We start from the raw sequence: 19,278 nt of genomic DNA, 5'->3' as shown, positions 1-19,278 counted from the left end.
TATGAAAAGAATATTCTTCTTTACGGGTCTGTTTTTTTATTCTTAATTTACTTTTTAAATAAGGGCCGTCTTTATCATTTCAAACTATTTATAATAAAAAATGTCGCGATAAAACCAGCAACAAAAGCTATTACAGCATAAATTAGATTTTTTTTGCTAATAATAATACAATTATTATCTGTTAATTCTTCTCCATCACATCTAAATCTACCTTCAGATTCTTAATAATAAATTCCTGTCGGTCTGGCGTATTTTTACCCATATAGAAAGATAACAATTGCTCAATCGAGGTGTTTTTATCCATCATAATAGGATCTAAACGAATGGTTTCTCCAATGAAATTTTTAAACTCATCTGGGGAAATCTCTCCCAATCCTTTAAATCGTGTGATTTCCGGTTTTGGTTTTAATTTTTCGATAGCTACTTTTCGTTCTTCATCCGAATAGCAATAAATCGTCTCTTTCTTGTTTCGAACTCTAAAAAGTGGGGTTTGCAAAATATACAAATGTCCTTCTTTAATTAATTCCGGGAAAAATTGTAGAAAGAACGTAATCAACAACAAGCGAATGTGCATTCCATCGACATCGGCATCCGTAGCGATTACAATGTTGTTGTACCGTAATTTTTCTAATCCATCTTCAATGTCTAGCGCTGCTTGCAATAAATTGAATTCTTCATTTTCATACACAATTTTCTTGCTCATTCCGTACGAATTCAAAGGCTTTCCACGCAAGCTAAAAACAGCTTGTGTATTGACATCACGTGATTTTGTAATGGATCCAGAAGCCGAATCTCCCTCCGTGATAAAAAGGGTACTTTCCAGATTTTTAGGATGTTTCGTATCAGGAAGGTGGGCGCGGCAATCTCTTAATTTCTTGTTGTGTAAATTCGCTTTTTTGGCACGATCTGTAGCTAATTTTCGAATACCAGACAATTCTTTACGCTCTCTTTCGGCTTGAAGAATTTTTCGCAAGAGCGCGTCTGCTGTTGGAGGATTCTTGTGTAAGTAATTGTCTAATTTTGTTTTCACAAAATCATTTACAAAAGTACGCACCGAAGGCATTCCTGGCTCAGAACCCATATCCGTAGAACCTAATTTGGTTTTGGTTTGTGACTCAAAAACCGGCTCCATTACTTTAATACTTACCGCCGTAACAATAGATTTTCGAACATCTGACGCTTCAAAATTTTTATTATAAAACTCCCGGATGGTTTTTACAATTGCTTCACGATAGGCGGCGAGATGTGTTCCTCCTTGCGTTGTGTTTTGTCCGTTTACAAAGGAATGGTATTCTTCGCTGTACTGCGATTTACTATGTGTTAGGGCGATTTCTATATCTTCTCCTTTCAAGTGAATGATTGGGTATTCCAAATCATCCGCATGGATGGTTTCTTCCAATAAGTCTTTCAGACCATTTTCAGAAAAATATTTTTCGCCATTGAATAAAATAGTTAAACCATTGTTTAGATAACAATAGTTTTTAAGCATTTTGATTATATATTCGAAACGGAATTTGTAATTTTTGAAAATCGCTTCATCTGGAATAAAAGTAACTTTAGTTCCTTTACGCTTCGTAGTTTCAATAATAGCTTCTTCGAGAACTAAATTCCCTGCTGAAAATTCCGCTGCTTTTTGTTTCTCATCCCGAACGGATTCTACACGGAAATAATTAGACAAAGCATTTACTGCTTTTGTCCCAACTCCATTCAAACCAACGGATTTTTTAAATGCCAAAGAATCGTATTTCCCTCCAGTATTCATCTTGGAAACCACATCAATCACTTTTCCCAACGGAATTCCACGACCGTAATCTCTAACGGTAACGGTTTTATCCTTAATGGTTACCTCAATAGTTTTTCCCGCACCCATGACAAATTCATCGATACAGTTGTCGAGAACTTCTTTTAAAAGGATATAAATACCATCATCTGGCGAGGAACCATCTCCCAATTTCCCGATGTACATTCCGGGACGCATGCGAATATGCTCTTTCCAGTCGAGTGACCGAATATTATCTTCGGTATATTGATTTTGATCGGACATTGTAGATTTTGTGGATTTGGTGCTAATATAGGATATCTCAATATACTTTAAAAGACTATGACCCCAAAGTTATCAAGAATGATATTGACAAAGGATCTGAGATTTTTGATTTAGGATTATAGGATTTCATTATAAAAATTAAAAATTGTCAACGAGCTTTTTCAACTGATTATCCAATTCAGCGTTGGAAATCTTGCCGTTTACACTATCAAAGTTAGCATCGAAACTAGGTAAAGAAAATGTTTCTTTTATATTTCCACCATAAAATGGAAACGCATTTTTAGCGATTCCCAATACGCTTGCTCCTCCTTTTGCTCCGGGAGATGTTGCCATCAGCAGCATGGGTTTTTCCTGAAAAACTTTTGCATTTATTCTAGTACACCAATCGAAAATATTTTTGAATGCCACGGAATAATTTCCGTTGTTCTCTGCCATGGAAACCACTACAATATCAGCAGTAGCAATTTTATCTAAAAACGCTTGCGCCAATGCATGCTGTCCTATTTCTTCTTCGATATCCACGCTATAAATTGGCATTTGGAAATCATTTAAATCCAAAACTTCAACTTCCCCATTTTCAAATAAATGAGCCGCGTAGGTCGCTAATTTCTTATTGATAGAATTCTTACTAGGGCTTGCGCCAAAGGCGATTATTTTCATGATAGTTCGTTTTTGTTAAAAGTAGTAAAAATAAAACAGTAATAAAATAATTAGCCACTGATTCACAGATTACAAAATAAATAAGTAAAAACGAGTCTTTATTTTTATCTGCATCACTTTTACCCCAGATTGAAACGGAAAGCATTTTTCAAATCAATCTTATTTTTTCTTGTCATAAAAGAGCGACCAACGGAAGCTCCTTTTATGACTTAGAAAAAAGAGATTGATGGGAAAATCTTGAAGTGTAAAGCTGGATTAGGTACAAAAAAAACCTGCAAAATTTCTTCTGCAGGCTTTCAAATTTATTTAATAAGGTTGCTTCGTTCCTCGCAATAACTTAGACGTTAAAACGGAAATGCATCACATCACCATCTTTAACCACATATTCTTTTCCTTCTACTTTGAATTTTCCAGCCTCTTTGCATTTGGCTTCAGAACCGTAATGCACAAAATCTTCATAAGCAATAACTTCGGCGCGGATGAAACCTTTTTCAAAATCCGTGTGGATAACCCCAGCTGCTTGTGGTGCAGTTGCTCCAATATTGATCGTCCAGGCGCGAACTTCTTTGACACCAGCCGTAAAATAGGTTTGCTGTTTTAATAATTTGTAAGCTGCACGAATCAAAACGGATGCTCCAGGCTCCGTTAATCCCATATCTTCAAGAAAAACTTGACGCTCTTCATAACTTTCTAATTCGGTAATATCAGCCTCAGCTCCTACGGAAAGAATGATCACTTCGGCATCTTCATCTTTTACTAGTTCTCGAATCTGATCTACGTATGCATTTCCGTTTACTGCTGAATTCTCATCTACATTACAAACGTACAGAACTGGTTTTGCAGTAATCAGTTGAAAAGATTCCATTAAAACTTCCTCATCATTGTTTTGCGGAGCTACCGTTCTTGCAGATTTTGCTTGCAGCAACGTTTCTCTAATTCGGTCTAAAAGTGCTTTTTCGGTTTGCGCTTCTTTGTTTCCTGTTTTGGCGGCACGATTTACTTTTTCCAAACGTTTTTCAACATTCTCTAAATCTTTCAATTGCAACTCAATATCGATAGTTTCTTTGTCACGAATGGGATTTACATTTCCATCAACGTGAACAATGTTATCATTATCAAAACAACGCAATACGTGAATAATCGCATTACATTCTCTAATATTACCAAGAAACTGATTTCCTAAGCCTTCGCCTTTGCTGGCTCCTTTAACTAAACCTGCAATATCAACAATATCTACTGTTGCCATTTGTACGCGTTCTGGTTTAACCAATTCTTCCAGTTTTTCAATTCTGGAATCAGGAACATTTACTACACCTATATTAGGTTCGATTGTACAAAAAGGAAAGTTGGCACTTTGCGCTTTTGCATTTGACAAACAATTAAACAATGTTGATTTTCCAACATTTGGTAATCCTACAATTCCTGCTTTCATCGGTAGATACTATTTTGTTTTTTAATGGAATATTGCATCGTCCCTTTTCTATTTTAAAGATAGAATTCAGTACGAATACATGCTGCTTTTATAACTGCTACGATATTAAAATTAAGATAAGGTATGGGCGCTAAAAGTTTGCAAATATACCATTTTAAAAATATTTTAAATAATTAAAAATTAGTCATTAAAAAAGTCTGAAATGTTTTTTACAAAAATTTTAAAAATGTGTTACAATTATGTTAAAAAAAATTATATTGCAACTGATTTTAAACCAAACCAAAAAATTTAATACAACTTATTATGAAAAAATTTGCATTATTATTAATCCTGTTAAACGTGTCGTTTGTTTTTGCGCAACAACAAGTCTCGGGGGTAGTAAAAGACAACACAGGCAATGCATTGCCAGGAGTCAACATTGTAGAAAAAGGAACGCAAAACGGAGTTTCTACTGACATGGATGGAGCTTACAAGATTAAGGTAAAAGAAGGAGCTACTTTGGTTTTTAGTTATGTAGGCTTTTCTAAATTAGAAAAAGCAGTCACTGGTGCAACCCTGAACGTGGTTTTGTCAGAAGAAGGAGGACAAAACTTAGATGAAGTTGTAGTTACTGGAACAAGAACGGCGCCAAGAAGTAATACGACATCAGCACTACCAATAGATGTTTTATCTTCAAAAGACTTGACATCAACAGGACAAGCTTCATTTGACAAAGCACTACAATACAAAATTCCATCTTTCAACACGGTTCAAACTCCAGTAAATGATGCAACTTCATTATTAGACCCTTATGAAATAAGAAATATGGGACCAAGTAGAACGTTAATCCTTATCAATGGAAAGAGAAAAAACATGAGTTCACTTGTGTATACGCAAACTTCTCCAGGACGTGGAGAAACAGGTTCGGATATCTCAGCGATTCCTACTGATGCTATTGAAAGAGTTGAAATTCTTCGTGATGGTGCATCTGCTCAATATGGATCTGATGCCATTGCTGGTGTAATGAACATCATTTTAAAAAAGAACGCTTCTCTAGGATCTTTAACGTTGAGAACAGGGATAACTAGTGAAGGCGATGGAGAAATGTATGGTGTAAGTTTAAATAATGGTTCTACTATTGGTGAAAAAGGATTTATCAATTATACTGTTGACTTTTCAAAAGTAGCATTAGCAAATAGACCTGGAAGAGTAAATGCAGATGGCGAAATCGCTGATTTTGGTGCTAATCCTGCAGATGTGAATGCTTTCTTAGCTTTAAAACCTGATGCTGGGAACGTAAATGGATCTCCAGAAACGGCAGCAGCTAAATTTTTAGTAAATGGTGGGGTTGATTACAATGAAAACAATCAAATGTATTATAATGCAGCATACGTTTACAAGAAAGTAAATTCGTTTGCTAATTACAGAACTCCATACTGGAGATCAGTAGCTGATATGCCTTATTTAGCAACATTATTTGGCGATGGGACTCCTGCATCATACCAAGGTTATGTGCCAACATTCGAAGGTGATCTAAATGATTACAATGCGACAATCGGTTACAAATCAACAAAAAATGGTTGGAATACAGATGTAAGTTTAACTACTGGAGGAAATACTCAAATATATACAGTTTCAAATTCTCAGAACAGATCATTTAATGATGCTAATGGTAATGATAGTAAAGATCCAGGAGAGGACTTTTTATATGGTATATCAACTCCAATTACTTTCAAACCAGGTGGAACTTCATTCAATCATTATGTAGGGAATATCGATATTTCCAAAAATTTAAGTGATCAATTAAGCTTAGGTTTTGGATCTGAATTTAGAACTGAAAATTTTGAAATTTTCGAAGGAGATCTAGCTTCATATATTGGAAACAGAAGTGGAGCCGATTCATTTCAAGGTAATACTCCAGAAAATTCTGGAAAATTTAACAGATATAACCTAGGTCTTTATTTAGATGTTGCATTAGATATAACAGAAGATTTCTTAGTTAATGGTACTGTTAGATATGAAGACTACAGTGATTTCGGTAGTGCAACTGTATGGAAAGCAAGCACAAGATATAAATTTTCTGACGATAAAATTACATTAAGAGCTTCTTTATCAACAGGTTTTAGAGCTCCATCTTTACACCAGATTTATACTCAAAAATCACAATCATCATTTGTTCCAGGACAAGGTATTGTTGTGCAAGGTTTAATAAATAATGTATCATCAGCTGCTAGAGCAAGTGGTGTTCCAAAATTAGACTCAGAAAAGTCTACTAATTTTACCGCTGGAATAGGTTTGAAACCAAATAAGAATTTTAATCTTACAATAGATTATTACGATATAAAGGTTGAAGATAGAATTGTTTTAGGAAACCCTATTACATTTTCTCCTACTAACACATCAGCATTTTTTGTGAACGGTATTGATTCTAGAACATCGGGTATTGATCTTGTTACAGGATACAAAAATCTAATCGTAGGGTCTGGAAAAATGGGCTTTAATATATCTGGTAACTATACTTTAAAAAATGAAATTGATGGACCTGTAAAAAACCCAGCAAGTGTAGCAGCAGTTAACCAATCAGTAATTGATCAAACACAAGAAGCACTATTGTTTACTTCAAGACCACAATTTAAAATTATTGGTGGTGCAGAATATGAACTTGGAAAATTTGGATTCACTTTGAACAATACTGTATTCGGACCTACAAAATTTAAGAATGCTGGTATGTCAAATGATTTAAAAGTAGAATTTTTAACAAAAATGGTTACTGATTTAGGTGTTAATTACGCTGCTAGTGACAAACTAACACTAGCCTTAAATGTAAATAACTTATTAAATGTATTACCTGAATGGAAATTTAAAGCTGAAAACGCAGCCGGTACAGCTATTTTAAACGATCCAGCTCAAACTAGAGCTCAATTTAATTTAGTTACTTTCAATGGTCGTTATTCTCAAATGACTTATGATGGATATCACTTTAGCCAATTGGGAACTATGTTTAATTTATCTTTAAACTATAAATTCTAATTTGGTTATCGAATCACTAAAAAAGGGCTGTCTCATTCGACAGTCCTTTTTTATTTCGTATATTTTCTTTAAAATTTTACGTTAAACAAGAAGCAGCATGGCAAATCTTTACAACGGAAAAATGGCGGCAATTTATGATGCCATGTACCAAACTTTTATAGATTACGAGAAGGAGTTTAACTTCTACAACAATTTGATTCAGGGGTATCAATGTAAAACAGTTTTAGAAATTGGTAGCGGAACAGGCAACCTTTCGCAACGATTTTTAGCTACTAATACTACTTACTTTGGTCTAGATTATAGCGAAAGCATGCTTGCTATTGCGCAAGAGCAAAACAAAAAAGGGATTTTCTTGCATGGAGACATGCGGGATTTTAAGTTAGAACAACCAGTAGATACTATTTTAATTACAGGACGCTCAACCAGCTATTTAATTACAAATGAAGATCTACATAACACATTTCAATCCATATATAAAAACCTAAACAAAGAAGGAATTCTTATTTTTGATTTTATAGATGCCAATAGGTTTATTCCATTTACTAAAGATAATAGTGCTATTCTCCATGAGGCCCCATTTGAAGATTTAATCTACTATCGATCTAGCAACTGGAGAACAACTACGTCAGAAACTTTTTTACTGGAATGGAGCGCGCAGTACTATACTTTTCAAAATAATAAAAAGGAAATAATTGCAGATGATTTTTCTACCGTTCGCGTTTTTACTCTAAATGAAATACAATTATTTTTGTATCTAAATAAATTTGAAATCATACAAACAATCGATCGAAAAACCTATGCCTTTGACACGTTTGTAATTATCGCAAGAAAAAAATAAACAAAAAATCCTGAGCAAAAACTCAGGATTCCTTTTTTAATGCTGTCAGCATATTGCTATTCATTATGCAAAAAAGATTGTCTATTCAATAACGTTTCTTCACTTTCTACATGATTGTCATCTGGAATACAACAATCTACAGGACATACAGCTGCACATTGTGGTTCATCATGAAAACCTTTACACTCTGTACATTTTCCAGGTACAATGTAGTATACTTCATCAGAAATTGGAGTTTGAGCCTCATCAGAGTCAATTTCAGTACCATCAGGTAAAATGACTTTTCCTTTAAGTTTAGTTCCGTCCTTATATCTCCAATCGTCTGCTCCTTCATATATTGCTGTATTTGGGCACTCGGGTTCGCAAGCGCCGCAATTGATACATTCGTCTGTTATAATAATTGCCATTGTTCTATGTTTAAAAGGATCGGTTTTTAGGAATGTAGTTTGTTTTTAAAACTTCAGTTTTTTTAACAATGCCTAAATACTTTATCCTTATTTTTGTGCAAAATTACAATCTAAACTATTCATAAGCAAACATAATGACATTAGAAACAAAAAAAAGTGTTTTTGTTGAATTAGGGAAATTTCTAGGTCAGTTTTCCAAGGATAACACGGTAAAAAATCCAGCTGTTTTGCATAACGAAACATTTTTTGACGCTTTTATCGCCTTGATAAATCTATCCCAGTCACACAACGGTTGGTACACTGCGGACAACGTCTATTTCTCCATACACTCTTGGGCAGAAGCCCTAACGGAAGAAAATTTGACTCAATGGCTTTCTGATTATGATTTACAGAATAAAAAATCTAAAAACATCGCCCTAATTCTGGCTGGAAACATTCCGCTAGTTGGTTTTCACGATTTCTTATCCGTTTTAATCACAGGAAATAATGTAGTAGTGAAAACGTCATCGAATGACCAACATTTATTACCGTTTTTAGCAAAATATATGATTGCTGCTGACCCAGAACTTGGGAATAGTATAAATTTTGTAACGGGAAAACTTGAAAATTTTGATGCAGTTATCGCAACTGGCAGCAATAATACAGCCCGCTATTTTGAATATTACTTTAAAGATAAACCTTCTATAATTCGCAAAAGCAGAAACTCTGTTGCCGTTTTGACGGGTGATGAAACTGGAGAAGAACTTAGCGCTCTAGGCGAAGATATCTTTCGGTATTTTGGATTAGGATGTCGCAACGTTTCTAAACTATTTGTTCCAGTGGGCTATTCGTTTGTTGCTTTTTTTGAAGCTATTTTTGAATATCAGGATGTAATTCATTATGAAAAATATGCTAATAATTATGACTACAATAAAGCCGTCTTTTTAATGAGTAATTTTAAATTATTAGACAATGGTTTTTTAACGTTAAAAGAAGATAAAAGCCACGCCTCCCCTATTTCGAGTGTATTTTATGAAACCTACGATAACATAGATGCTTTAAAAACCAGATTGCAATCAGAAAGTGAGCATATTCAGTGTATAGTGAGTGACAGCAGCATCGAAAATAGCATTGGTTTTGGGCAAACCCAAAAACCTAAATTGTGGAATTACGCAGATAACATCGATACAATTTCGTTTTTGTTAACAACATAGTCAAAATAAGTTTAATAATTCCGAAATAATTAACGCCTTTTAAATTCCTATTCCCGAAATTTGCTCTTTAATTTTTTGGACTTAAACTACACCATGAAAAAACACAACTACAGCGCAGGACCTTGTATTTTACCGCAAGAAGTTTTTGAAAAATCAGCACAAGCACTATTAAATTTTAATGATTCGGGATTATCGCTTTTAGAAATTTCGCACAGAAGTAAAGACTTTGTAGCCGTTATGGATGAGGCTAGAGCACTTTCACTTGAACTTTTGGGTCTAGAGGGAAAAGGATACAGCGCCTTATTTCTTGCTGGCGGAGCAAGTTTAGAATTCTTAATGGTTCCTTACAATTTAATGAAAGAAGGCGGAAAAGCGGCTTATCTGGATACCGGAACATGGGCTGCAGGAGCAATAAAAGAAGCACAACTTTTTGGAGAAACTGTTACCGTAGCTTCTTCGAAAGAGCAAAACTACAATCATATTCCAAAAGGATACACGGTACCAGCAGATGCTGATTATTTTCACTGCACGAGTAATAACACTATTTTTGGAACACAAATGAAGGAATTTCCTTCAGTTGATATGCCATTAGTGTGCGACATGAGTTCTGATATATTTTCTAGAGAATTAGACTTTTCTAAGTTTGATATTATTTATGCTGGAGCACAAAAAAATATGGGTCCAGCAGGAACGACCTTAGTTGTTATTAAAGAAGAAATTCTAGGTAAAAACGGTCGCGTTATCCCAAGCATGTTGGATTATGCCAAACATATTAAAGCAGAAAGCATGTACAATACGCCTCCTGTTTTCCCTATATATGCCTCTTTATTGACCTTACAATGGTTAAAAAATCTTGGAGGAATTGCTGCTATTGAGAAAATAAACAATGCTAAAGCAACATTACTTTATACCGAAATAGACAGAAATCCATTATTTAAAGGAGCAGCTGCAGTGGAAGATCGTTCGAATATGAATGCTACTTTCTTATTGCATGATGAAGCGCATGCGGCAACATTTGATGCAATGTGGAAAGCAGCGGGAATTTCAGGTTTACCAGGTCACCGTTCCGTAGGTGGTTACAGAGCTTCTATGTACAATGCGCTTCCTTTAGAAAGCGTTCAAGTATTGGTTGATGTTATGAAAGAATTGGAAACAAAGATTTAAAAATCAAATGATTTAAAGATTTAAAGATTTGAAAAAGCAATTTTTAAACATTTAATTTATACAGTATAATAATCCATATTGAATCTTTTAATTTTTAAATGATTCAATTTTTAAATAAAAAATAAATGAAAGTATTAGCCAATGACGGAATTTCTAAAAGTGGAATTTTAGCTTTAGAAAAAGGTGGATTTGAAGTAATAACAACAAAAGTGGCGCAGGAGCAAGTCGCTAACTTTGTTAATGAAAATAATGTAAGTGTCGTTTTAGTTCGTAGCGCTACCAAAGTTCGCAAAGACATTATTGACGCTTGCCCAGGATTGAAAATTATAGGACGTGGTGGTGTAGGAATGGACAATATCGATGTGGATTATGCTAAAAGTAAAGGAATTCACGTAATCAATACTCCGGCTTCATCTTCAGAATCAGTGGCAGAATTAGTTTTTGCACATTTATTTTCTGGAGTTCGTTTTTTACATGACTCCAATAGAAATATGCCTCTAGAAGGAGATACAAACTTTGAAGGTTTGAAGAAAGCGTATGCAAATGGAGTTGAATTAAGAGGAAAAACTCTTGGAGTAGTAGGAATTGGCCGCATTGGTCAGGCTACTGCTAAAATGGCATTGGGTTTAGGAATGAAGGTGATCGCTGCCGATAGTTTTATCCCTCAAGTTGACATCAAAGTTGTATTTTTTGATGGACAAGCTATCACAACTACCATCGTTTCACAATCATTGGAATCGGTATTCAAAGAAGCTGACTTCATTACGTTACATGTTCCTGCTCAAGACGGCTACATTATCAATGAGGCAGCATTAGCAATCATGAAAGACGGTGTAGGTATTGTAAACTGCGCTCGTGGTGGTGTTATTGATGAAGTGGCACTTGTAAAGGCATTAGAAAGCGGCAAAGTATTATTTGCAGGATTAGACGTTTTTGAAAACGAACCCACTCCAGAAATGGCTATTTTGATGAATCATAAAATCTCTTTGACTCCACATATTGGGGCTGCAACAGGAGAAGCACAAGATAGAATTGGTACTGAATTAGCATCACAGATAATTAATTTATTAAGCTAGTCCTACACTATTTAAATATTCGAGAGAGGTTGTCCCTAAAAGACAACCTCTCTTTTTTGTTAAAACGCTACTAACAAATGATTTAATATTGTAATTTTAGTATTCAATTTTTGATTATGAAAAATAGTGTTTATTTCTTAGCAATTATTCTAGTGTTCATTATTAGCTGTAACACATCGAAGTCTAATTTTCCCACTACTGAAAAATCGGTTGCGGCTCAAGGTGACACGGTCCGTATTGCCAATGACGAACTTGAATATGAAGTAATTATAATTGATCCAGGATTTAATATGTGGCTCAATTCAAGAGCATTTCAACGGGGTTATCATTCTCAAGCCTTTCTTGCGGCTAAAAATCAGCTTTATGTTATGGAATGGAACAGCCGTGTTTTGCAACCGCAACGGTATGATCCTAATTTATATGAAATGACTATTAATTATGATCCAACAATTAATTACGGATACGAAGTGAATTACTTGATTTATAATTATATGATTTATTTTCAGAATACGTACAATCAAATACTTTTTGGTTTTGTACCCATCAGATAAGATTGAGATTTTTTGTTTTTGAAATTTATTCTTTCATTTTCTGGTCAAAGGCCATTTCAGAACTTCTATCGTCCAATTTTTAATGCGCTAGTACCTAATAACAAACAGTATCACTACCTTTGTACTGATTATAAATAAAAATGAACAAACTAAAAAAACGTTGGGGCATTGAAACTAATTTCCAACTTACTATTATATTTATTGTTTTTGCGATAACTGGATCTGCCTCGGCATGGCTCTCAACACCTTTTTGCTTTTGGCTTGGAATTACGAAAGAAGATTTAGGCTATTGGTTTACACCAGTAAGACTACTTTTAATATTTCCAATCTACCAAGTGCTTTTAGTGCTAATTGGCTTTTTGTTTGGCCAGTTTAAATTCTTTTGGGCTTTCGAAAAAAAAATGCTTAAACGCTTGGGACTAGGATTTCTTTTTAACGACTAACAAAAGATGCCTCGAATTACGAGGCATCTTTGTTTTTAATTACATAATTATAAATCCAGGTTAAGGTAAATGTTGGAATAAAATCCGAGAACGGTAAAATTTCTTCTAAAAAAGTAACCACTCCTCCTACCTTCCCAATCGTTCCTTTATACATCCAAGTCATTAAAAAACCTGCTAATGGAGCCCATATTACATCTGAAAACTCACCAATTAGAGGAACAGTAAACGAGAGCATTCCAATGCCATCAAATACAATTCCTAAAATGAGGTTTCTAGTTTTGTTAGCAGTTGTGGTAATAGAAACTTGTTCTGTCATAGTATTAAGATTATCATTTCCAAAACACGTACAAATCTAATGCCAATTAATTTTTAAGTTTATCTTGGTATATTTTTTTCAATTTATCAACTTTAGGCGTAATCACGAAACTGCAATATCCTTGTGTTTTATTCAAATTGTAATAATTTTGATGGTAATCCTCAGCGACATAAAAGATTGTTGCTTCCGAAATTTTAGTCACAATTGGTTTTTCAAACGTTTTCTCAGTTATCATCAAAGTAATATAATCCTCGGATACTTGTTTCTGAGTTGGATTGTGGTAAAATATCTCACTTCTATATTGTGTTCCAACATCATTTCCTTGACGGTTTAATGTTGTAGGATCATGTGTAGCAAAGAATATTTCTACTAATTCACCAAATCCTATTTTGGATGGGTCAAATGTAATTTCTATCGCTTCTGCATGGCCTGTAACCCCATCACAAACTGCGCTATACTTAGGGTTCACCGTATGCCCACCAATATACCCCGAAACCACCTTACTTACCCCATCTAATTCTAAAAAAACTGCTTCTGTACACCAGAAACAGCCTCCTGCGAAAGTAGCTACTTCTTTTCCGTTTTGTATTTCCATATTTTTTGTCTCTATACTTTTTGGCACCATTATATCCTTTTCTTTTGCATAAAATGAAAAAGGCAATAGTGCCAAAAAAAACCCAATTACTTTTTTCATAATATGTCAATTAAAATCAAATTTATTTAAAAAATAGCAACAAATAGAGCCTATTAACTAAAGTTTATACTTTGTCAAGCCAAAAATAATAGGCGTTGCATTTAATAATCATTAAAATCTTTGTTTCTTTGTGAAAATAGTTTCAAAATGATACAAGCCAAAAATTTACATAAATATTACGATCAACTTCATGTTTTAAAAGGAGTAGATTTACACATTAAACAGGGAGAAATAGTCTCCATAGTTGGCGCTTCTGGTGCTGGAAAAACTACGCTTTTGCAAATTCTTGGTACTTTGGACCAACCAACAGCTGAAAATGGAATTGAATTGCGCATCAACAATGAAGACATCCTCAACATGAATGACAAAACCTTATCCAAGTTTAGAAATTTGAATTTAGGTTTTATATTCCAATTTCACCAGTTATTACCGGAATTCACAGCGCTAGAAAATGTTTGTATTCCTGCATTTATTGCCAATAAATCCAAACAGGAAACCGAAACCGAAGCCAAAAAATTACTGGCCTATCTGGGACTCTCGCATCGAATTAACCATAAACCCAATGAGCTTTCTGGAGGAGAACAGCAGCGCGTAGCCGTTGCTAGAGCATTAATCAACAAACCAGCAATCATTTTTGCTGATGAGCCTTCAGGAAATCTAGATACCGCTTCTGCGGAAAATTTACATCAATTGTTCTTTAAATTACGAGATGAACTAGGACAAACTTTTGTCATTGTTACTCACAATGAAGAGTTAGCCAATATGGCAGATAGGAAATTAGTGATGGTAGATGGACAAATTAGCAACTAGGTATATTCTATTTATTAGCAGCACCAACTCTCATTTAAACATGAAGTTTATTGAACATTAATTAAAATTTACGAGAGGTACTTTTGGTATCCCTTAAAGCAGATTTTTAATTCTTTCCGCTTCCTCTTGTTGATGGTACTATCATTCTTATTAAATTTTCTACTTCGCCACCAAGGACGCTCCAATGATGACAAACTCAGAACTTAAAGATTTTCTTGACGAAAAAGTGCTTCAATACAATACACTCGATTTCATAGAAAGTGATCCGGTACAAATCCCGCATTTATTTTCACAAAAAGAAGATATTGAAATTGCTGGTTTTTTAAGTGCGACTATTGCTTGGGGAAATCGCAAAATGATCATAAAAAATTCGCATCGCATGATGGATTTAATGGGAAACGCTCCGTATGATTTTGTCCTGTCACACAGCGAAAATGATTTGGCGCAACTGGAATCTTTTGTACATAGGACTTTTAATGGAGTTGATTTATCCAGTTTTATTAGAAGTTTAAAACATATTTATACAAATCATGGTGGCTTAGAGGCAGTCTTTAGTAAGTATCAGGAAGCCCACTCTATGCAAAAAAGCATCCATGAATTCAAGAAAATATTTTTCGAAATTCCACATCCATACCGAACTCAAAAACACCTATCAGATCCACTTAATAATTCGGCGGCAAAACGAATTAACATGTACCTGAGATGGATGATTCGACAAGATAATAAAGGGGTCGATTTAGGGATATGGGGAAGCATTTCACCGGCTTCCTTGTCCTGCCCATTAGATGTACATTCTGGAAAAGTGGCACGAAAATTAGGGATACTGACTCGGAAGCAGAACGATGGAAAAGCTGTCAAAGAATTAGACGTGCAACTTCGAAAATTAGATAGTATAGATCCTGTTAAATACGACTTTGCTTTGTTTGGTTTGGGTGTTTTTGAGGGTTTTTAGTACTCTACAGGGATATTTTAGTTTTTATATTACTATTATATCTATCTTTATTCCATATAGTTGCGATACAATAGTCCCCACTACTGTAATTGTGATATATGTACTTACAAATTTCAACTTAAATTTAACAAAAACATGAAAACCTACTTTTGTCTTTTGCTGCTAAATAGTATTGCGTTTAATAGTCATTTTCAACCCCAATCAAATCACTTTCAAATGGGATTGAAAGATGCAATTTATCGGTTCGATCTTCCCGATAATCTAAGGACGAAATGCATAAAACTTCTTTTCCTTTTTTCTCTAGTACATTTTAATAATCTACCATTATTTATGAATCCTGTTGGTGAAAATAAATAGCCATCTCACTATATTGAATATTATTTATTTTGTGTGAAGCCCTTTAAAAAATGCACAAAACGAACAATAACAGTATGATGGATAGCGTATAACTATTTATAAAATGAAGAAACAGTTCGTACTAAAACCCAAATTCGCTTACTATAAAGTTTGGTGTTAAATTACAGAAATCAAATCGTTAAAACCAACATAGATAATTTCACGTAAATAGAGTGTTTCCTTTAATTTAATTGCAGTGCTCGGTAATAAAATACAAAAATGGCAGTAGTCAAAGCTATGGTAAACATTTACTTTGATAAAAATCAAAATACAAATGGTAGAAAGCCACAAGCTTTTACCAACATCCAACGAAAATTAATATTTTTGCTTTCGCAAAAAACAAAGCTAATCTACTATGAATGGTGCTAAAAAAATTGTTCTCGCTGAAGATAATTCGATGCTTTCGAAGTTACTTAAATTCAAATTAGAAAAAGAGGGATATTCTCTTTTTATCGCAGACAATGGTAAGAAAACAATTGAATTAATAGAAGAACATAATCCAGAGTTAATATTAACAGACATTATGATGCCTTTTGTAAGCGGATTAGAAGTAATCAGCCATGTAAGAAATAAATTAAATCTCCTAACTCCTATAGTCGTTTTTTCAGCAGCAGGACAAGAGCAAATTGTTCTCAAAGCATTTGATCTAGGCGCTACTGATTTCATGAGTAAACCTTTGAGTCCAAACGAGCTAGTACTTAGAGTAAAACGCTTATTGAGTTAAAAGTCCTAATGAATTACCCGTAAGTTTCGATATGAATACCTACCGCTTTTTAATCGATTATTTTAATGATTCTCCAACTATCATTCAAGCCACTTGGATTGTAATTGGTTTGTTTTCAATATTGATTCTTGGACTCATTCTTTATTTGAAATATTTAAGAGGCCATTTAAGAAAAAAAGAAAGCATCACTGTTGCTTATGAGCAAGAATATGAAGCTGCTCTTATCACTTATTTGTATGCCGGAAATGATGAAGAAGAAATCAGCTCAGAACAGCAAGCGATTATTGATTTATTAAAAAACGGTGCAAAAGAACCTTTTAAAAGAAAAATTTTAATTGCAGTTTTGCTCAAGTTAAAAAATGAAATTTCTGGTGAAGTTGCCGAGTCTATCCAAAATCTTTATTATCAAACGGAACTTGTCGATTATGCTTTGTCTCGATTAAGTCATAAAAAATGGTATGTGATTGCCAAAGGAATTCGAGAATTAAAACAATTTCAGATAAAGGAAGCTTATAATCCGGTAATAATCCACCTAAATCATCCTAGACCAGAAGTTCGAAAGGAAATGCAATTGTATATGGTCAATTTATTTTATTTTGAAGGACTTACTTTTTTAGATTTATTAGAAACACCCCTTTCAGAATGGGATCAAATTCAACTACTGGAAATTTTGCAAAAATTAGAAAATCAAAACATTTCTAATATTACATCTTGGTTGCAATCTTCGAATGACTCCGTGATTATTTTTGCGCTAAAATTAGCCAAGATCTATAATCAATTGGAAGCAAAAAATGAGATCATACAGTTATTACATCATATTAATAAAAAAGTAAGGCTAGAAGCAATTGATGTACTAAGCTATTTAAATGTATTGGAAGCTAAAGAAATTTTAAAAACGGATTTACAAAAACGCAGTCAAGAAGAGCAGATCGCTGTTTTTAAAATGATTGAAAATTTATACGAAAATGACGACGAATCCTTTATAATGAAATATATCTATGATGACCTTTTTGAAATAAAAATTATAGCCTTGAAAATTTTAAAAAGAATCAATCGAGAAAAATTCTGTTCTTTAAAAAGGGAATCCTCTGACGATTCTTTTTTGAGAATCGTTAATTTTATAGAAAACAATTAAGTATGGGAGACCCTATAATCCAAAATATAATTGAATTATTTCACTATTTGTTTTTTATTTTTAGTGGCAGTGCTATAGCGTCTTACCTTGTTCTTGCGTTTATTTCTGTAATAGAGACTGTCGAGTACAAGCGTAAAAACAGTTATGTTAACTACAAAGAAATAATGTCTTCAGATAGCGCTCCTTCCATTTCAATTATAGCACCAGCATATAATGAAAGTTTAAATATTGTTGAAAATGTACGTTCTTTATTGTCTAATCACTATGTAAACTACGACGTAATTATAATAAATGACGGCAGTAAAGACGATAGCTTAGAGAAATTAATTGAAGTATATAATTTAGTCCAAGTAGATTACCTCATCAACGAACAAATCCCAACCCAACCCCTTAGAAACGGAATTTACAAATCAACGAATCCTGCATTTGAAAAACTAATTATAGTTGATAAAGAAAATGGAGGAAAAGCCGATGCTTTAAACATGGGACTTAACATTAGTAACAGTGAATATGTGGCTTGTATAGATGTAGACTGTCTCCTATTAGAAGACTCCCTCCAAATAATGATCAAACCATTTCTAGAAACAACGGATAGAAAAGTTATCGCTGCTGGAGGAGTAATTAGAATTGCGAATTCATGTGTGGTCAAAGGAGGTAAATTACACGATGTAAACTTCCCCAAAAAACTAATCGAACAAGGGCAAATTTTAGAATACATTCGCGCTTTTTTGTTAGGTCGCATGGCATGGAGTAGACTGAATGGTTTGTTAGTTATTTCAGGTGCTTTTGGTTTATTTGATAAAAAAATTGCGATTAAGGTGGGCGGCTATGATCGAAATACGGTTGGTGAAGATATGGAACTTGTGGTGCGGATGAGAGCTTACATGGAAGAACAGAACAAAATATATAAAGTAGCCTATATTCCAGATCCACTTTGTTGGACAGAAGCTCCTGACAACTATAAAATATTTATTTCTCAAAGAAACAGATGGACTCGAGGAACGATCGAGACCTTAAGAAAACATCGTAAAATTGGATTTAATCCTAAATACAGGGTACTGGGATTGGTGAGTTATCCCTATTGGTTCTTTTTCGAAAGAATGGCTCCTGTGATTGAATTTATTGGCATACTGTACTTTGGAATTCTCATTGTATTTAATAAGATTAGGTGGGATTATGCATTTGCTTTGATTATTTTAGCCTATTTATTTACAGTTTTCTTTTCTTTAATAGCATTGATTACAGAAGAGTTAACTTATCATCAGTATAAAAAGAAAGGAACTGGTATTCGTTTATTACAAATTGCTTTTTTAGAACCTTTTGTTAATCATCCTTTCATTTTATATGCCGCAATACGAGGAAATTTTGATTATTATTTTAACAAAAAAAAGAAATGGGGAGAGATGACCCGAAAAGGAATGACCAAAGCATAAA

At 33.9% G+C, this 19,278-nt stretch carries 18 protein-coding genes; 12 read left to right on the top strand and 6 right to left on the bottom strand.

Annotation, left to right across the window (positions count from 1 at the left end; translation table 11 throughout):
• Positions 1-181: 181 nt before the first annotated feature.
• The 3 genes from BUA03_RS08400 to ychF all read right to left on the bottom strand — a co-directional run bounded on the left by BUA03_RS08400 (position 182) and on the right by ychF (position 4,136).
• Complete coding sequence (locus BUA03_RS08400) at positions 182-2,044, bottom strand: DNA topoisomerase IV subunit B (protein WP_066081629.1); 1,863 nt, start codon at positions 2,042-2,044, stop codon at positions 182-184.
• A 138-nt stretch (positions 2,045-2,182) separates the two neighbouring features.
• Positions 2,183-2,704 (bottom strand): NADPH-dependent FMN reductase, encoded by a 522-nt coding sequence (locus tag BUA03_RS08395; RefSeq protein ID WP_066081630.1) that lies wholly within the window; start codon positions 2,702-2,704, stop codon positions 2,183-2,185.
• A 337-nt stretch (positions 2,705-3,041) separates the two neighbouring features.
• A complete protein-coding gene (gene ychF, locus BUA03_RS08390) occupies positions 3,042-4,136 on the bottom strand; it encodes a redox-regulated ATPase YchF (RefSeq protein ID WP_066081632.1) in 1,095 nt (364 codons plus the stop codon).
• A 303-nt stretch (positions 4,137-4,439) separates the two neighbouring features.
• On the opposite strand from ychF, the gene BUA03_RS08385 reads away from it, so the two are divergent.
• The gene (locus BUA03_RS08385) at positions 4,440-7,145 is read left to right on the top strand and encodes a TonB-dependent receptor (RefSeq protein ID WP_066081634.1); all 2,706 of its coding nucleotides are present in this window, start codon (positions 4,440-4,442) and stop codon (positions 7,143-7,145) included.
• Between the two features lie 97 nt (positions 7,146-7,242).
• Entirely contained in the window at positions 7,243-7,983 is a 741-nt protein-coding gene (locus tag BUA03_RS08380; RefSeq protein WP_066081636.1) for a class I SAM-dependent DNA methyltransferase, read from the top strand.
• Positions 7,984-8,039: 56 nt separating this feature from the next.
• Here BUA03_RS08380 and BUA03_RS08375 read toward each other — a convergent pair whose 3' ends face one another.
• Positions 8,040-8,390, bottom strand: a complete 351-nt coding sequence (locus tag BUA03_RS08375) for a 4Fe-4S dicluster domain-containing protein (RefSeq protein WP_066081638.1) — start codon at positions 8,388-8,390, stop codon at positions 8,040-8,042.
• 134 nt (positions 8,391-8,524) lie between these two features.
• Between BUA03_RS08375 and BUA03_RS08370 the strand changes: the two genes are divergently transcribed.
• The 5 genes from BUA03_RS08370 (at position 8,525) to BUA03_RS08350 (ending at position 12,817) form a co-directional block, all read left to right on the top strand.
• Complete coding sequence (locus BUA03_RS08370; RefSeq protein ID WP_066081640.1) at positions 8,525-9,583, top strand: acyl-CoA reductase; 1,059 nt, start codon at positions 8,525-8,527, stop codon at positions 9,581-9,583.
• A gap of 93 nt (positions 9,584-9,676) precedes the next feature.
• Positions 9,677-10,747, top strand: a complete 1,071-nt coding sequence (gene serC, locus BUA03_RS08365; protein ID WP_066081642.1) for a 3-phosphoserine/phosphohydroxythreonine transaminase — start codon at positions 9,677-9,679, stop codon at positions 10,745-10,747.
• A gap of 125 nt (positions 10,748-10,872) precedes the next feature.
• Positions 10,873-11,823: a D-2-hydroxyacid dehydrogenase gene (locus BUA03_RS08360; RefSeq protein ID WP_066081644.1), complete on the top strand. Its 951-nt coding sequence runs from the start codon at positions 10,873-10,875 to the stop codon at positions 11,821-11,823.
• A gap of 116 nt (positions 11,824-11,939) precedes the next feature.
• Complete coding sequence (locus tag BUA03_RS08355) at positions 11,940-12,374, top strand: DUF6146 family protein (RefSeq protein ID WP_066081646.1); 435 nt, start codon at positions 11,940-11,942, stop codon at positions 12,372-12,374.
• Between the two features lie 140 nt (positions 12,375-12,514).
• Positions 12,515-12,817, top strand: coding sequence for a DUF6787 family protein (locus tag BUA03_RS08350; RefSeq protein ID WP_066081648.1), 303 nt, complete (start codon positions 12,515-12,517; stop codon positions 12,815-12,817).
• Between the two features lie 16 nt (positions 12,818-12,833).
• On the opposite strand, the gene BUA03_RS08345 is transcribed toward BUA03_RS08350, so the two are convergent.
• Both BUA03_RS08345 and msrA read right to left on the bottom strand, forming a co-directional pair.
• Positions 12,834-13,133 carry a hypothetical protein gene (locus BUA03_RS08345; RefSeq protein ID WP_066081650.1) on the bottom strand — a complete coding sequence of 100 codons (300 nt, stop codon included), beginning with the start codon at positions 13,131-13,133 and terminating at the stop codon, positions 12,834-12,836.
• Between the two features lie 46 nt (positions 13,134-13,179).
• Positions 13,180-13,728 carry a peptide-methionine (S)-S-oxide reductase MsrA gene (gene msrA, locus BUA03_RS08340; RefSeq protein WP_066081836.1) on the bottom strand — a complete coding sequence of 183 codons (549 nt, stop codon included), beginning with the start codon at positions 13,726-13,728 and terminating at the stop codon, positions 13,180-13,182.
• Between the two features lie 246 nt (positions 13,729-13,974).
• On the opposite strand from msrA, the gene BUA03_RS08335 reads away from it, so the two are divergent.
• From BUA03_RS08335 to BUA03_RS08315, 5 genes are all read left to right on the top strand, one after another.
• Complete coding sequence (locus tag BUA03_RS08335) at positions 13,975-14,637, top strand: ABC transporter ATP-binding protein (protein ID WP_066081652.1); 663 nt, start codon at positions 13,975-13,977, stop codon at positions 14,635-14,637.
• Positions 14,638-14,824: 187 nt separating this feature from the next.
• Entirely contained in the window at positions 14,825-15,589 is a 765-nt protein-coding gene (locus tag BUA03_RS08330) for a TIGR02757 family protein (protein ID WP_066081654.1), read from the top strand.
• A gap of 751 nt (positions 15,590-16,340) precedes the next feature.
• A complete protein-coding gene (locus tag BUA03_RS08325) occupies positions 16,341-16,709 on the top strand; it encodes a response regulator transcription factor (RefSeq protein WP_066081658.1) in 369 nt (122 codons plus the stop codon).
• Positions 16,710-16,740: 31 nt separating this feature from the next.
• The gene (locus BUA03_RS08320; RefSeq protein ID WP_066081660.1) at positions 16,741-17,844 is read left to right on the top strand and encodes a HEAT repeat domain-containing protein; all 1,104 of its coding nucleotides are present in this window, start codon (positions 16,741-16,743) and stop codon (positions 17,842-17,844) included.
• Positions 17,845-17,846: 2 nt separating this feature from the next.
• A complete protein-coding gene (locus BUA03_RS08315; RefSeq protein WP_066081663.1) occupies positions 17,847-19,277 on the top strand; it encodes a glycosyltransferase family 2 protein in 1,431 nt (476 codons plus the stop codon).
• Position 19,278 lies beyond the last annotated feature (1 nt).

The organism is Flavobacterium fryxellicola, from assembly GCF_900143245.1.
In the GTDB taxonomy this organism is placed as follows: Bacteria; Bacteroidota; Bacteroidia; order Flavobacteriales; family Flavobacteriaceae; genus Flavobacterium; species Flavobacterium fryxellicola.
Note: the sequence above shows the minus strand (reverse complement) of the source record. Positions and strands in the feature narration are given on the sequence as shown.